Below are 16,001 nucleotides of genomic sequence, written 5' to 3'. Positions count from 1 at the left end.
GAGAGCCGAAAGGGGAATTTAAAAAACGTGAAATACCGTATTAAATTTCGTTTTCAGCTTTCATCTTTAAACTTATAAAGAGATATGTCTTACAAGAAAGATAATAAAATTAAAAGTAATTTCACTTCGATAACCATTAGTTTGGCTTCTCCAGAATCTATTTTGGAGCGTTCAAGTGGTGAAGTGTTAAAGCCGGAAACTATCAACTACCGGACTTACAAACCTGAGCGTGATGGCTTATTCTGCGAGCGTATTTTCGGTCCCGTGAAGGATTACGAATGTCATTGCGGAAAATACAAGCGTATTCGTTATAAAGGTATTGTCTGCGATCGTTGTGGTGTTGAAGTAACTGAAAAGAAAGTACGTCGTGAGCGTATGGGACACATTAATCTTGTGGTTCCTGTAGCACACATTTGGTATTTCCGTTCATTACCGAATAAAATTGGTTATTTATTAGGTTTACCTACTAAAAAGCTTGATTTAATCATTTACTACGAGCGTTATGTAGTAATTCAACCAGGCTTGAAAGAGGCTGATGGTATTCAAAAAATGGACTTCCTTACAGAAGAAGAGTATTTAGATATCCTAGATACCTTACCAAAGGAAAACCAATATCTGGATGATAATGACCCTCAGAAATTCATTGCTAAGATGGGTGCTGAGGCATTGCAGGATCTTTTAGGTCGCTTAGACCTTGATCAGCAATCTTATGATCTTCGTCATCAAGCTGATACTGAAACATCACAGCAACGTAAAACAGAGGCTTTAAAACGACTTCAGGTTGTTGAAGCTTTCCGTGGTGCAAATACAAGAATTGAGAATAGTCCGGAGTGGATGATTGTTAAAATCGTTCCGGTTATTCCACCAGAATTACGTCCATTAGTTCCATTGGAAGGTGGTCGTTTCGCTACTTCAGATTTAAATGATCTTTACCGTCGTGTTATTATTCGTAATAACCGTTTGAAGCGTTTGATTGAGATTAAGGCTCCAGAGGTAATTTTACGTAACGAGAAGCGTATGCTTCAGGAATCTGTAGATTCATTATTCGACAATTCACGTAAAGTAAATGCTGTTAAAACTGAAGGTAATCGTGCATTAAAATCTCTTTCAGATATTCTGAAAGGTAAGCAAGGTCGTTTCCGTCAAAACTTATTAGGTAAGCGTGTGGATTATTCAGCACGTTCCGTAATTGTTGTGGGTCCGAACTTGAAATTGCATGAGTGCGGTTTACCTAAAGATATGGCAGCCGAGCTGTTCAAACCATTCATCATTCGTAAAATGATTGAAAGAGGAGTGGTTAAAACTGTAAAATCTGCTAAAAAGATTGTAGATCGTAAAGATCCAATCGTTTGGGATATTCTAGAGAATGTATTGAAAGGTCACCCAGTTTTATTAAACCGTGCTCCTACATTACACCGTTTAGGTATTCAGTCTTTCCAACCGAAATTGGTGGAAGGTAAAGCAATTCAATTACACCCATTAGTATGTACGGCATTTAATGCGGATTTTGACGGTGACCAGATGGCGGTGCATTTACCATTAGGTAATGCAGCAATTTTGGAAGCCCAAATGTTAATGCTTGCATCACATAATATCTTAAACCCTGCAAATGGTACTCCAATCACAGTACCTTCACAAGACATGGTTTTGGGTCTTTACTATATTACTAAAGGCCGTAGAACTGATGAAACTCGTGTTGTATTAGGTCAAGATCAAACTTTCTATTCTCCTGAAGAGGTTATTATCGCTTATAATGAGCGTAAAATTGACCTTCATGCCTTTATCAAGGTTAAGGGTTTTGTAAAAGAAAAAGATGGAAGTTTAGTTAAGAAAATTATTGAAACTACTGTTGGACGTGTTCTCTTTAATCAAAGAGTTCCAGAAGAAGTAGGTTATATCAATGAATTGCTTACTAAGAAATCTCTTCGTGACATTATTGGTGATGTTGTAAAAAACACTGGTATGGCACGTGCAGCACAGTTTCTTGATGATATCAAGGAATTAGGTTTCCAAATGGCATTCCAAGGTGGTCTTTCATTCAACCTTCAGGATCTAAACATTCCTGCAGAAAAGTCGCACTTAATTGAGCAGGCAACCAAGGAAGTTGAAGAAGTAATGAATAACTATAATATGGGATTCATTACCAACAACGAGCGTTACAATCAAATTATTGATATCTGGACTCGTATCAATAACCGACTTACAGCCAATGTGATGAACCAGCTTTCGAGCGATAATCAAGGCTTCAATTCGGTTTATATGATGCTTGACTCTGGAGCTCGTGGTTCTAAGGAGCAGATTCGTCAGCTTTGCGGAATGCGTGGTTTGATGGCTAAGCCTCAAAAATCTGGTTCAGGTGGTGAAATTATTGAAAACCCTATCTTATCGAACTTTAAAGAGGGACTATCTGTATTAGAGTACTTTATCTCTACACACGGTGCTCGTAAAGGTTTGGCGGATACAGCATTAAAGACTGCCGATGCTGGTTACTTAACTCGTCGTTTACATGATGTTGCCCAAGATATGATCGTGGGTGAGCCTGATTGTGGCACACTAAGAGGAATCTATACCACTGCATTAAAGGATAATGAAGATATTGTTGAACCTTTATACGACAGAATTTTAGGTAGAACCAGCTTACATGATGTATATGATCCACTAACTAATGAATTATTAGTTTCTGCTGGTGAAGATATTGAGGAAGATGTTGCTGTAAAAATTGAAAATTCACCTCTTGAGGGAATTGAGATTCGTTCAGTACTTACTTGCGAAAGTAAGCGTGGTGTTTGTGCTCTTTGCTACGGACGTAACCTTGCAACAGGTAAGCGTGTGCAAATGGGTGAGGCTGTTGGTGTAATTGCTGCTCAATCTATTGGGGAGCCAGGAACACAGTTAACATTACGTACCTTCCACGTGGGTGGTACTGCATCTAACATTGCTGCTGAATCACAAATCAATGCTAAGTTTGATGGTGTTATTGAGTTTGAAAACGTTAGAACTGTAAGTCACGAAACTCCAGAAGGAACTCTTGAGGTTGTTTTAGGACGTTCAGGTGAATTCCGTATCGTTGAGCCAGGTACTAACAAAATGATCATGTCGAATAACATTCCTTATGGTGCATATCTGTACGTTAAGGATGGAGCTAAGATTTCTAAAGGCGACAAAATTTGTAGCTGGGATCCATATAATGCGGTTATTATCTCTGAATTTGAAGGTAAAGCTGAATTTGAAGCAATCATTGAGGGTGTTACCTTCCGTGAAGAATCGGATGAGCAAACTGGACACAGAGAAAAAGTTATTATTGACACTCGTGATAAAACCAAAAACCCTGTTATTCGTGTAGCGGATAAAAAAGGTAATGGTATCAAAGGTTATAACATCCCAGTAGGGGCTCACATTGCAGTGGAAGAGAATGAAAAAGTAAAAATCGGTCAGATTATTGCTAAGATTCCTCGTTCAACTGGTAAAACTAGAGATATCACCGGTGGTTTACCTCGTGTAACTGAATTATTCGAAGCACGTAATCCATCAAATCCAGCTGTTGTAACAGAAATCGATGGTGTTGTAACCTTAGGTGGTGTTAAGCGTGGTAATCGTGAAATGTCTATCGAGTCGAAAGATGGTCAAGTTAAGAAATACCTTGTACCATTGTCTAAGCACATCCTTGTACAAGATAACGACTTCGTAAAAGCAGGTATGCCATTGTCTGATGGTTCAATTTCTCCTGCTGATATCTTGTCAATCAAAGGACCAGCAGCAGTTCAAGAATACTTAGTTAATGGTATTCAGGAAGTTTACCGTTTGCAAGGTGTGAAGATTAATGATAAACACTTCGAGACTATCGTTCACCAGATGATGCAGAAAGTTATGATTGAAGATGCCGGTGATACTCGTTTCCTTGAAAAGGAATTGGTTGATCGTTGGGATTTCCAATTAGAAAATGATGAAATCTATGATAAACGAGTGGTAGTTGATCCAGGTGAATCTACTAATTTGAAACCTGGTCAAATTATTTCTGTACGTAAATTAAGAGATGAAAATTCAGTTCTTAAGCGTAAGGATATGAAGCTTGTTGAAACTCGTGATGCTATCGCAGCTACTTCAAGCCAAATGTTGCAGGGTATTACCCGTGCTTCATTAGGAACTAAATCGTTCATCTCTGCGGCTTCCTTCCAGGAAACTACCAAAGTATTGAATGAGGCAGCAATCAGCGGAAAGCGTGATAATCTATTAGGCTTGAAAGAGAATGTGATCGTTGGTCACCTAATTCCTTCAGGAACTGGATTACGTCAGTACGAGCGTATCATCGTTGGTTCTCAAGAAGAATACGATAAATTACTAGCTTCTAAACAAGAAGAAGTAGAGGCTTAATCCTCATTAATTTTAATAAAAAAGTCCTTCTGAAAAAGAAGGACTTTTTTATTTTACAAAAAATAGGTCCATAATTCATAACTTTATACTATGGAAGAAAATAATATCGATAATCAATTAAATATTGAGCTTTCTGAAGAGGTTGCAGAAGGAATTTACTCAAATCTAGCTGTAATCACACATTCTAACACCGAATTTGTTTTAGATTTTATTAGGGTAATGCCTGGGGTGCCTAAAGCACGCGTGAAATCAAGAATTGTTCTAACCCCAGAGCATGCAAAACGATTTTTAATTGCTCTTGAAGAGAATATAGAAAAATTTGAGGCTATTAATGGTCGTATTAAAATAAATGAAGGTCAACCTGGTATTCCAATGAATTTTGGAGGACCAACAGCACAAGCTTAATTGAGAAAACATTTCAAGAAATTGGTTTTTGGAACTCAGGATCGTGATAAGGTCAAATCGCCTCCCTCAAGCCATTACTTCAAAGAAATTAAAAATGTATGGGAGAATTCTCATTATCAAGATTTTGGTATTGAGCGCTTATTCCGATTGTTTTTAGTTACTTCTAAGCTTCTATTTCCTGGAATTTATATTAAAGTGCTGACCAGAAACCTGACTATTCAATCAAGAAAGATTTATACTGAATTATATATTGTTTTTAAAACAATATTGCCATTTATTATGCTTTACTATAGTGTTTGGCACCATCAATGGCTATATATTTTCAATATTTATCTGCTTTTAGAGACTTTTTTGTATGTTTTCTATAAGATTTTTTTACCAGAGCATAATAGAGAGAAACTGATTAACAGGTCTGTTATTCTATTATTTTTTAATTTCTTTGAATTGATAGCCTCTTTTGGAGTGATATATGCTGCAGGAAATTATCTTAATATGCCCATTAACAGCTGGGTAGATGCATTGTATTTTAGCTTTATAACAGGAGTTACTATTGGTTATGGCGATTTTTATCCAATAAACGAGACGGGTAAAATATTAGTTATGCTTCAGATAATCAGTACGATATCTTTTCTTTTCTTATTCTTTAACTTTTTCGCACCGAGGGTTCAAGATTCTAATGGATGGAATTCAGATACTGAATAATAGCCTCAAATTGATTTGGATTAAACCATTTAATATCATCTGATTTATTGAACCAAGTTAATTGCCTTTTAGCAAATCTTCTGGTATTTTGTTTTATCTTTTCGATAGCCTCTTCACGACTACATTTACCATCCAAGAAATCAAATATTTCTGAATAACCTACGGTATTTAAGGCATTTAAATGCTGGTAAGTTTTTAGGCTTTCAACTTCTTCAAACAAACCATTTTTAACCATTTCATCTACACGTAAATTTATCCGCTGATATAATTCTTCCCGATCGCTATTTAAGCCGATTTTAATAATATTAAATGGCCTTTGTTTTTTGTTATTAGTACGTAATGATGAAAATGTCTTACCTGTACTTTCGTAGACTTCTAAAGCCCTAATTATTCGTTGTGGGTTATTTCTATCTACTTGAGCAAAATATTCAGGATCAATGGACTTTAATTTATCTTGTAGAAAAGTGATTCCATTTTCTTCGAATTGTTTATTCAATTTTTCTCTCACTTCCTCAGATGCTACGGGTAGGGGATCAAAGCCATAACAAACGGCATTTATGAATAAACCGGAGCCACCAACCATAATAACTTCATTATGATTAATAAATAATTCATTAATTATTTTTATGGATTCATTTTCAAAATCGCCTGCATTGAATTGATTCAAAACGGAATGACTATCGATTAGATGATGCTTTGCAGCTTTTAGCTCTTCTATCGATGGCTTGGCAGTACCAATGCTCATTTCCTTGTAAAACTGCCTTGAATCGGCAGAAATTATCTCCGTTTTATAGTGTTGAGCTAATTTAATCGCCAATGCTGTTTTACCAATTGCAGTAGGACCTGCAATTATAATTAGTGTTTTATTCATTGGTAAAGCGCTATTTGGCGATTAGATATTAATAATCGTCCTTTTGGATATCTTCAGAATCATAAGAATCATCATCAGAAAACTCATCCATGAATTCATCTTTTTCATCTTCTTCATCTTCAGATGCACTATTTATACCCATTTCAGTCATCTCTTCTAGATCTTCTGTGTCTTCTGGTTGAAAATCTAGTTCATTTAGGAAATCAAAATCATCAGAAATAGCTGCTTTTGCCACCGGAGGTATAATGATGCTTCCCGCCATTTTGGGTGCTTCTCCAAGACTTCTAAATACGCATGGATAGGTCTTTCCTGATTCCTCTTCAAGAAGGATTTTAACTAGTTCAACATGAAAATCATATGGTCTATCGAAATTATAGGTATAATAGAACTTTTGATGAGGATCATCTATAAAATTACTTAGCTTGGAGTTTTCCATGCTAGCTACACCATTGTTTATTTTGCGTTGGTTGGGTAGGAAGGCAATTTCTTCGCTTTTTTTCCATTGATCATTACTCACATAAAATGAGGACGATAATTCAGGATTATATCCTGTTGATTGGTGGATAGCACGATGGAGGTCTTCAAATGTCTGATTTGATTTGATATCTATATCTCTCTCAATATCATCATAGTCCTCAAAAGAAACCTTAAATCTATAAATTGCCATTTTTTTATTCTAAATATTTTACAAAAATACTATTTGAAAAGAAGTTTGTGATTTTTATTGAAATTTTGTGTTAATCTTTATTTACTCAATTGGAATTAGTCCGAGATCTCTGCCTTTTTGTATCATAAATTCATAAGCCTCCTCTCTTGAGTTTTTTATTTCTCCTTCAAGAATGGCTTCTCTAATTTGATTTTTAATGATTCCAACACTTTTGCCTGCGCTTAAATTAAAAGCCTTCATAATGTCTTCACCACTAACAGGAGGTTGCCAGTTTCTAAGCTGATCACTTTCCTCTACATCCTTTAATTTTTGTTTTACAAGATCAAAATTACGACGGTATTTCTTTACTTTATATTCGTTTTTTGTGGTTACATCAGCATTGCATAGTAACATTAAGCTATCTATTTCTTCTCCAGCTTCGAATAATAAACGTCTCACTGCAGAGTCGGTAACCACGTCTTGAGCTAAAACTATTGGCCTCAAGTGTAATTGTACCAACTTCTGTACCAACTTCATCTTTTCATTTAAAGGGAGCTTGAGCTGTGCAAATATTTTAGGCACCATCCGCGCTCCACGGTCTTCATGCCCATGAAATGTCCATCCATGGCCAGGCTCAAAGCGTTTTGTAGCAGGTTTGGCAATATCATGTAAAATGGCAGCCCATCTCAGCCAAAGGTCATTAGTATTTTCTGATAAATTATCTAAAACTTGTAGGGTATGATAAAAATTGTCTTTATGTCCTTTTCCATCAATAATGTCTACACCATGAAGATCAGCCATTTGTGGGAATATCTCACGTAAGAGTCCCGTATCAAACAAATAAATGAAACCTGTAGAAGGTTTTGTTGCCAGAATAATTTTATTCAGTTCATCCGTAATTCTTTCGGGCGAGACAATTTTAATCCTGTTACAGTTCTTTTTGATTGCCTCAATAGCCTCTTGATGAATTGTGAAATTTAGTTGAGTAGCAAATCTTATTGCCCTTAACATTCTCAGAGGATCATCAGAAAAAGTTTCAATCGGATTTAAAGGTGTACGTATAAGTTTATTGTTAAGATCATGAATTCCTTCAAATGGATCTAAAAGAATCCCAAAATTATCCTTGTTTAATCCCAATGCCATTGCATTTATGCTAAAATCACGACGTTTTTGGTCATCTTCAAGTGTACCATTCTCAACAATTGGTTTTCGAGATTCGGCACGATAAGACTCTTTTCTGGCACCAACAAACTCTATTTCGAGATCGTCATATTTTAGCATGGCTGTTCCAAAGTTTTTAAAAACTGAGACTTTAGTATGCAATAATTTGCCAGCTGCCTCAGCAAATTGAATTCCATTTCCAATAACCAGTATATCGATATCTTTAGATGGTCTATTGAGAAAAAGGTCTCTTACAAAGCCCCCAATGACATATATTTCGGTCTTCGATTCTTCAGCTAGAATGCTAAGTTTTTTAAATATGGGATGTTGTAAATGTTCTTTCATAAATTATGGATCGTATCTCTATGATAGGAGATGGGGATCGATAGGCCAGATTTATCAAGCCTTAATTTCATCCGCAAAGGACTACATATTATTGCAATTTTTATTAAAAATTAATGCTAAAATTCTGATTAAACACTTATTTTCTAATGAATGAAAATAAACCTCCAGGTTCGAGTTTCATAATGGTTGATGATTTCTTTTTTGTCATGCTATCCTGCTCCCAATCAACCACATAATCAACCCCTTGCTTTATGGTATCACTTATTTCGCTAAAATTGGCAGGTGAAGCTTCGCCACTAACATTTGCCGATGTGGAAATGATAGGTTTTTTAAATCTTTGTATTAATTGCTCACAAAAATCATGCTTTACAATCCTTATGCCTATACTGCCATCCTTAGTGATAACATTTGTTGCTAGATTTTTCGCTCCAGAATAAATTATTGTTAATGGATTTTCAGCATATTCAATAAGGTCATAAGCAATTTCAGGCACCTCTCTTACATAACTTTGAAGCTTATTGTCGTTTTCTAATAAAACAATCATGCTTTTTTCCTCTGATCTACCTTTGAGTTTAAAAATCTTCTCAACAGCTTCTGCATTTGTTGCATCACATCCAATTCCCCAAATAGTATCGGTTGGGTAAAGAATTAAACCTCCGTTTTTTAGTATTTCTAAAGCTTTATTTACTTCGTCTCTTAGCATTTAGATATTTTTTGGTAAAGTTTGATTAATTTTTCAGCAATATTTTGATTCGTGAACTTTTTGATGTGCTCAAATCCTAATCGAACCATATTTTCTCTTAATTCTTTGTCACTTAGTACAATTTTTATTTGATCGGCTAATTCAATGTGATTTTTGGGATCAATATAAATGCTTCCTATTCCACCAGCCTCCTCTAAGCAGGATCCCTTAGCTGCAATTACGGGTACTCCAGAGCTTAAAGCTTCCACGATCGGAATTCCAAAGCCTTCAAATTCAGATGGGTAGATAAAAATCTTTGCCTGCTGATATATCCCAGGTAAGTCACTAAATGAGACACTTTTTAGAAAATGAACTCTGTTTTTTAGACCATTTACTTCAATATAATCTTTCAGATTTTGTGAATAAGGGGTATCTTTTCCGATAATTACTAAATGGATATTGGAATCAATCTCCTTTAAAGCTTTGACAATCAATAAAGCATTCTTACGTGTTTCGATACTACCTACATTTAATAAATACAGGTCAGGCAGTTGATAAACGTTTTTGATTTTATATTTCTCATCCTCACTTAGCTGTATATTGAATTGAGGATTACAATTTTGATAAATGACTTCAATCTTTGAATCATCTACACTTAAAAAATGTATTAAATCGCGCTTTGTTTGCTCACTAACGGCAATAATTTTGTCGACATGCTTACATGCATAACGCACCTTAAACTCATATATTTTCCTATCAAACCATGGATAATAGTGAGGATATCTATAAAAAATTAAATCATGAATTGTAACTACTGATGCTATATTCGCTTTTTGTAGTCCGAAAGGAATTTCATTGCTTAGTCCGTGAAAAATATCAATTTTTTCATTTTTCAGATCTTTAACTATGCTAAAACTTCTCCAAAAAGTTTTTAAAAATTGCTTTTTGGGATGGTGAAAGCTAAGGAATGCTGATTTTGAAAAACTTAATTTATTTTTTGGATGAGAGGGTGCAAAAATCGAGTATTGATTGCTTGGATAATATTCGGCCAGAATATCGATAATAAATCTGCTATAGTTTCCTAAACCAGTAAAATTCTGTATGATACGTTTACCGTCGAATCCTATTTTCATATTCTTGTTCTGAAATTAGAAAGGATGATTTTTCATCCCTTCTAATTAAAAGAGCTTATTTAAGGCTTATACTGCCACATTATTATCTCTCAATGCATCATTTAGAGATGTTTTCTTATCTGTTGATTCTTTCCTTTTGCCGATTATAAGGGCACATGGGACTTGATATTCGCCAGCAGGGAATTTCTTTGCGTAAGATCCAGGTATAACAACTGAACGTGCTGGAACTACTCCTTTATATTCAATTGGCTCATCACCAGTTACATCGATGATTTTTGTCGATGCTGTAAGTACAACATTAGCACCTAAAACAGCTTCTTTTTCAACGTGTACGCCCTCTACAACAATAGCTCTAGATCCGATGAAGCAATTATCCTCAATAATAACTGGAGAGGCTTGTATAGGCTCTAAAACACCTCCTATGCCAACACCGCCACTTAAATGAACGTGTTTTCCAATTTGTGCACATGAACCAACGGTTGCCCAAGTATCTACCATGGTACCTTCGTCAACATAAGCACCAATATTTACATATGAAGGCATCATGATTACTCCTCTAGCAAGAAAGGCGCCATAGCGGGCAATTCCATGAGGAACAACTCTTACTCCATTTTCCTTATAATCTGTTTTTAGTTTCATTTTATCGTGAAACACAAATGGCCCCACTTCAATTTCCTTCATTTCTCTGATTGGAAAATAAAGAATTACAGCTTTTTTAATCCAGTCGTTTACATGCCAACGATCACCAATTTGTTCAGCAACTCTGATTTCACCTTTATCGAGATGTAAAATTACTTGCTCGATAGCTTCTTTGTATTCCTTAAAATTGATGAGATTGCGGTCATCCCATGCACTTTCTATCAGTTTTTTTAATTCGCTAGTCATAATATAATTTATATACAAATTAAAGGAATTTATGCCAATTTTTGTATTAATCAGTCAATTCTTATGTAATTTTGCAATATGTCTGATTCCGAAAAATTACGTATTGATAAATATTTATGGGCTATACGTGCCTTTAAAACAAGAAGTATTTCGACCGAAGCTTGTAAAGCTGGTAGGATAAAATTAAACGGACAAAACTTAAAGGCTTCACATATCGTCAAAATAGGGGAAGTTTATACCGTTCAAAAAGGTAGTGATAAAAAGGTAATTGAGGTTGTTGGATTGTTGGAAAGAAGGGTAGATGCTAAAACAGCAGTAAATTTTTATAAAGATTTAACCCCAGTTGAAGATACTCCGGCCTATAAGTCGATGTTTCATAGCCCTACTTTAAGTCGAGATAGAGGAACCGGGCGACCAACCAAAAGAGATCGCAGAGAGATTGATGATCTACAAGAGGGCTGGTTTGATTGATTTGTTTAAATCTCCATAACATAAGCCCCAAGATTAACAATTTGATTGTTTTTGCAATTTAAACAAAAAAACCCCGGTAAATAACCGAGGTTTTCAATTCAAATGTGATAGAATTTTATTTTTTGTTTTTATTGTATTCAGCGTTTAAGCCTTTAAGTACTTCTTGGGTAACATCTAAGCTTTCATCAGCATATAAAACTGCAGGGTTAGATTTTGAATAGGTTAAAACAATTTTATAACCCTTTTCTTTCGCATGTACTTTTAAGAAATCAGCAACTTTATTATAAAGTTTTTCGTTTTCTGTAGCTTCTTCATTAGCTAAAGCATTGCCAGCATTTTGATTGTAAGTAGCCAATTCTTGTTGTTTTCTAGCCAAACGCTCTTCAGTTGAAGCACGTTGATCTGCACTTAAACTTCCTGCATTCTGTTGATACGCAGCAACCTCACGTTGAAATGCTGCACCTTTAGCTTGAAGATCTGCCTGTGCTTTTTTAGATTTCTCTTCAAAAGTTTTCTGAACAGCCTTGAAATATTCATAATTGGTTAAAAGTGAGTCTGAATTTACATAGACTACGTCTAACGTGCTTGCTGAAGTGCTAGTTGTAGAGCTTGCAGTTTTAGATTGTTCTTTGTTGCATGAAACAACAATTGCTGTAATGGCTAAAATTGCTGCTATTTTACTAATGTTTGTTATTAATTTCTTCATGATTTTTATAAAAATTTAAACAAATATAAACTTTCAAACCATTTTCTCAACCATTTAATTTAAGCATAGACTAAGAATTGGGACTAAGGTGTAATTTTATCAACAATGCAATAAATTCCATCTAAAATGGTTATTTTTGATCTTTGTTGTAATAAGAAACTATGAGCGAAGAAACAGAAGACAGATCTAATTATTCGGCGGATAATATACAGGTACTTGAAGGCCTGGAAGCGGTAAGAAAGCGCCCATCAATGTATATTGGTGATACCGGATTTAAGGGATTGCATCACCTTGTATATGAGGTTGTTGACAATTCAATTGATGAGGCTCTGGCCGGTTATTGTTCTGATATAAAGGTGACCATTCACAATGGAAATTCAATAACAGTTACAGATAATGGTCGCGGTATTCCTACCGCTATGCACACCAAGGAAAAAAGATCGGCACTTGAAGTGGTAATGACTGTTCTTCACGCCGGTGGTAAATTTGATAAGGATACCTACAAGGTTTCTGGTGGTTTGCACGGGGTAGGGGTAAGTTGTGTGAATGCACTTTCTACAGCTCTTAAAGTTGTAGTTCAACGTGAGGGAAAAACTTTCCAACAAGAATACTCTTGCGGAAAACCTCAATACGATGTAAAGGTTATTGGTGAAAGCGAAAAAACAGGTACAACAGTTACTTTTCAGCCTGATCCTGAAATCTTTACGCTTACTACTGAATATAAATTTGATACTCTTGCTGCACGTTTACGTGAGTTAGCCTATCTAAATAAAGGGATTCGTCTATCTTTAACTGATGAGCGTGAAACTACTGATGATGGTACATTCTTATTTGAAGAATTCTTTTCTGAAGGTGGTTTAAAAGAGTTTGTAAAATATCTTGATGGTACTCGTACTTCAATAATTCCGGAGCCTATTTATGTAGAGGGAATTAAGCAAGGTATTCCAGTGGAGTTAGCTCTTCAATATAATGATACCTATACTGAGAATGTTCATTCTTATGTAAATAATATTAATACTCATGAGGGAGGAACGCACGTTGCTGGATTCCGTCGTGGTTTAACTCGTACCCTTAAGGCTTATGCTGAGAAATCTGGCATGTTGAAGAACATGAAGATTGAAATTACAGGGGATGATTTTAGAGAGGGATTAACTGCTGTTATTTCAGTAAAAGTTCAGGAGCCACAATTTGAGGGGCAAACCAAAACCAAATTAGGAAATAATGAGGTAATGGGTGCTGTAGATGTTGCTGTTGGTGAGATTCTTGGTGATTACCTTGAAGAAAATCCACGTGAGGCTAAAATGATCGTGAACAAGGTAATTTTAGCTGCTACAGCTAGAGCCGCCGCACGTAAAGCACGTGAGATGGTTCAGCGTAAAACGGTTATGGGTGGTTCAGGATTACCTGGTAAGCTAGCTGATTGTGCAAATAATGATCCTGCAGCATGTGAGCTTTACTTAGTCGAGGGAGATTCGGCAGGTGGTACGGCAAAACAAGGTCGTGATCGTAATTTCCAAGCTATTCTTCCATTAAAAGGTAAGATCTTGAACGTTGAAAAGGCAATGGAACATAAGATCTACGAAAATGATGAGATCAAGAATATGTTTACAGCTATGGGAGTGAGTATTGGTACTGCTGAAGATGCCAAAGCACTCAACATGGAGAAGTTGCGTTATCATAGAATCATTATCATGACCGATGCTGACGTAGACGGTTCTCACATTACCACATTGATTTTGACCTTCTTCTTTAGATATATGAAGCCATTAATTGAATTTGGTTATATCTATATTGCAGCTCCACCACTTTACATGGTGAAAAAAGGTAAAGAGTTTCAGTATGCTTGGAATGATGATCAGCGTGATGCTGCAGTACAAGCTTTGAAAGGTGCTGGTAAAGAAGAAAGTGTTAATATTCAGCGTTATAAAGGTCTTGGAGAGATGAACGCAGAGCAATTATGGGATACTACTCTAAATCCGGAAACCCGTACTTTAAGAAAAGTAACAATTGAAAATGCTGCTGAATGTGATCATATTTTCTCCATGTTAATGGGTGATGATGTTGGTCCTAGACGTGACTTTATCGAGAAGAACTCTAAATATGCTAGAATAGATATTTAATTCGAGTCTTTAGAATAGAAAAAGCCCTTCAATTTTATTGAAGGGCTTTTTTATGTTTTAAATTTTGGAAATGGCTTTTTCAGTTTTAGATTGTACAATCAATTATTTGAAAAGCTTCAACTTCAGTTTTCTATAATTTATTATTGCCTGATGACTATTTAAAATATCGCCACCAATAACTCCAATAATCGGAGGTAAGTTAAGACTAGAATAGGCTTGTTTAATCGTAGTTAAATCAAGCACGGCAGCTTCAAAATTTTTTAATTTCATCTTCCCAATCTTTAGAGTGGGAAGGATAATGGAATGGCTTTCCATATTATTAGCTCCAAGTCCGGTAGAAACTCTATCAGATGCCATTAATTCGCCACTTTTGCTAAATGTTTCAATTGTTTCCTTATCAAAAACAGTTTTTGAAGCTCCTGTATCGAGTACAGCATTAAAGGATTGCCCAAAAACAACAACTTCCACCAAGAGGTGGAAGCCGTCGTCATTTAAATTTATTAGTTCTAAAGGAACTGTTTTATATGCCATTTAAATAGCAATATTAGATATGATTATCTTCTTTTAAAACTGCGTTCATCGCTCTTACTGCATCTGCACTTTTGTTGAATTCAGCTTGCTCAGCATCTGTTAGCTTAAAGTCTAGGATTTTCTCCCATCCATTTTTTCCTAAAATTACTGGAACTACCAATGAGATATCTTTTTGGCCATATTCTCCATCTAAAGCTACACCGCAAGAAATAAGTTTCTTTTCATCACGAACAATGCTCTCAACCATTGCAGCAGTACCAGCACCTGGAGCATACCATGCGGATGTTCCAATTAGTTTTGTTAAGGTAGCACCACCAACCATGGTAGAAGAAACTACACGCTCTTGCTGCTCTTTTGATAAAAGCTGAGTAACAGGGATGCTATTCCAAGTAGCATGATTGATTAAAGGAATCATTGTGGTATCACCATGGCCACCAATAACTACCGCATTTAAATCGGCAGGCGAACAACCAAGTTCAACACTTAAATAATACTTAAATCTTGCCGAATCTAATGCTCCACCCATTCCTAAGATCTTATTTTTAGGAAGACCTGAAGTCTTAAGGGTTAGGTAATTCATGGTATCCATCGGATTTGAAACCACGATAATAATTGTATTTGGAGAATGCTTTAGGATGTTTTCAGTAACACTTTTAACAATGTTAGCATTGGTGCCAATTAGCTCTTCTCTTGTCATCCCCGGCTTACGTGGTAAACCTGAAGTGATAACCACAACTTCTGAGTCGGCAGTAGCAACATAATCATTGGTAACCCCTTTGATTTTTGTGTCAAAACCCAATAATGCAGAAGTTTGCATCATATCGATTGCTTTTCCTTCGGCAAAACCTTCTCTGATGTCTAATAAAATAAGTTCTTCAGCTAGTTCTTTTCTAGCGATGTTATCAGCACAAGTAGCTCCTACGGCACCGGCTCCTACAACTGTAATTTTCATTTTATGATTTATTTAAATTT

General features: G+C 35.7%; 14 protein-coding genes. 5 read left to right on the top strand and 9 right to left on the bottom strand.

Annotated elements, in window-relative coordinates; genetic code table 11:
• The first annotated feature begins 84 nt into the window (after nt 1-84).
• The 3 genes from rpoC to QZ136_RS09605 all read left to right on the top strand — a co-directional run bounded on the left by rpoC (nt 85) and on the right by QZ136_RS09605 (nt 5,478).
• Entirely contained in the window at nt 85-4,371 is a 4,287-nt protein-coding gene (gene rpoC, locus QZ136_RS09615) for a DNA-directed RNA polymerase subunit beta' (protein ID WP_291402849.1), read from the top strand.
• Nucleotides 4,372-4,461: 90 nt separating this feature from the next.
• Nucleotides 4,462-4,776 carry a DUF3467 domain-containing protein gene (locus tag QZ136_RS09610; protein ID WP_291402846.1) on the top strand — a complete coding sequence of 105 codons (315 nt, stop codon included), beginning with the start codon at nt 4,462-4,464 and terminating at the stop codon, nt 4,774-4,776.
• Nucleotides 4,777-5,478, top strand: a complete 702-nt coding sequence (locus QZ136_RS09605; protein ID WP_291402844.1) for an ion channel — start codon at nt 4,777-4,779, stop codon at nt 5,476-5,478.
• Here QZ136_RS09605 and miaA read toward each other — a convergent pair.
• The 6 genes from miaA to QZ136_RS09575 form a co-directional block, all read right to left on the bottom strand.
• Entirely contained in the window at nt 5,450-6,349 is a 900-nt protein-coding gene (miaA, locus tag QZ136_RS09600) for a tRNA (adenosine(37)-N6)-dimethylallyltransferase MiaA (protein WP_291402842.1), read from the bottom strand. The genes QZ136_RS09605 and miaA overlap by 29 nt on opposite strands.
• Nucleotides 6,350-6,377: 28 nt before the next feature.
• Nucleotides 6,378-7,016: a hypothetical protein gene (locus QZ136_RS09595; RefSeq protein ID WP_291402840.1), complete on the bottom strand. Its 639-nt coding sequence runs from the start codon at nt 7,014-7,016 to the stop codon at nt 6,378-6,380.
• Between the two features lie 81 nt (nt 7,017-7,097).
• On the bottom strand, nt 7,098-8,501 hold the full coding sequence (locus tag QZ136_RS09590) for an HD domain-containing protein (RefSeq protein ID WP_291402839.1): 1,404 nt from the start codon (nt 8,499-8,501) through the stop codon (nt 7,098-7,100).
• Between the two features lie 136 nt (nt 8,502-8,637).
• Nucleotides 8,638-9,204: an L-threonylcarbamoyladenylate synthase gene (locus QZ136_RS09585; protein WP_291402837.1), complete on the bottom strand. Its 567-nt coding sequence runs from the start codon at nt 9,202-9,204 to the stop codon at nt 8,638-8,640.
• On the bottom strand, nt 9,198-10,316 hold the full coding sequence (locus QZ136_RS09580; RefSeq protein WP_291402834.1) for a glycosyltransferase family 1 protein: 1,119 nt from the start codon (nt 10,314-10,316) through the stop codon (nt 9,198-9,200). The genes QZ136_RS09585 and QZ136_RS09580 overlap by 7 nt, the downstream gene beginning before the upstream one ends.
• A gap of 66 nt (nt 10,317-10,382) precedes the next feature.
• Nucleotides 10,383-11,201, bottom strand: a complete 819-nt coding sequence (locus QZ136_RS09575) for a 2,3,4,5-tetrahydropyridine-2,6-dicarboxylate N-succinyltransferase (RefSeq protein ID WP_291402832.1) — start codon at nt 11,199-11,201, stop codon at nt 10,383-10,385.
• A 78-nt stretch (nt 11,202-11,279) separates the two neighbouring features.
• Here QZ136_RS09575 and QZ136_RS09570 point away from each other — a divergent pair, with 78 nt between their 5' ends.
• Nucleotides 11,280-11,672: an RNA-binding S4 domain-containing protein gene (locus QZ136_RS09570; protein WP_291402829.1), complete on the top strand. Its 393-nt coding sequence runs from the start codon at nt 11,280-11,282 to the stop codon at nt 11,670-11,672.
• Between the two features lie 115 nt (nt 11,673-11,787).
• On the opposite strand, the gene QZ136_RS09565 is transcribed toward QZ136_RS09570, so the two are convergent.
• Nucleotides 11,788-12,378, bottom strand: a complete 591-nt coding sequence (locus QZ136_RS09565; RefSeq protein ID WP_291402827.1) for an OmpH family outer membrane protein — start codon at nt 12,376-12,378, stop codon at nt 11,788-11,790.
• A gap of 161 nt (nt 12,379-12,539) precedes the next feature.
• On the opposite strand from QZ136_RS09565, the gene gyrB reads away from it, so the two are divergent.
• Nucleotides 12,540-14,498, top strand: coding sequence for a DNA topoisomerase (ATP-hydrolyzing) subunit B (gene gyrB, locus QZ136_RS09560; protein WP_291402825.1), 1,959 nt, complete (start codon nt 12,540-12,542; stop codon nt 14,496-14,498).
• Nucleotides 14,499-14,600: 102 nt separating this feature from the next.
• Here the strand turns inward: gyrB and QZ136_RS09555 are convergent, their stop codons facing one another.
• Together QZ136_RS09555 and mdh are read right to left on the bottom strand one after the other, a co-directional pair.
• Nucleotides 14,601-15,029 (bottom strand): retropepsin-like aspartic protease, encoded by a 429-nt coding sequence (locus QZ136_RS09555; RefSeq protein ID WP_291402823.1) that lies wholly within the window; start codon nt 15,027-15,029, stop codon nt 14,601-14,603.
• Nucleotides 15,030-15,042: 13 nt separating this feature from the next.
• Nucleotides 15,043-15,981, bottom strand: a complete 939-nt coding sequence (mdh, locus tag QZ136_RS09550) for a malate dehydrogenase (protein WP_291402821.1) — start codon at nt 15,979-15,981, stop codon at nt 15,043-15,045.
• Between the last annotated feature and the right edge of the window lie 20 nt (nt 15,982-16,001).

Source organism: Daejeonella sp., assembly GCF_017495225.1.
GTDB lineage: Bacteria > Bacteroidota > Bacteroidia > Sphingobacteriales > Sphingobacteriaceae > Daejeonella.
This window is presented reverse-complemented; position numbering and strand designations above follow the sequence as displayed.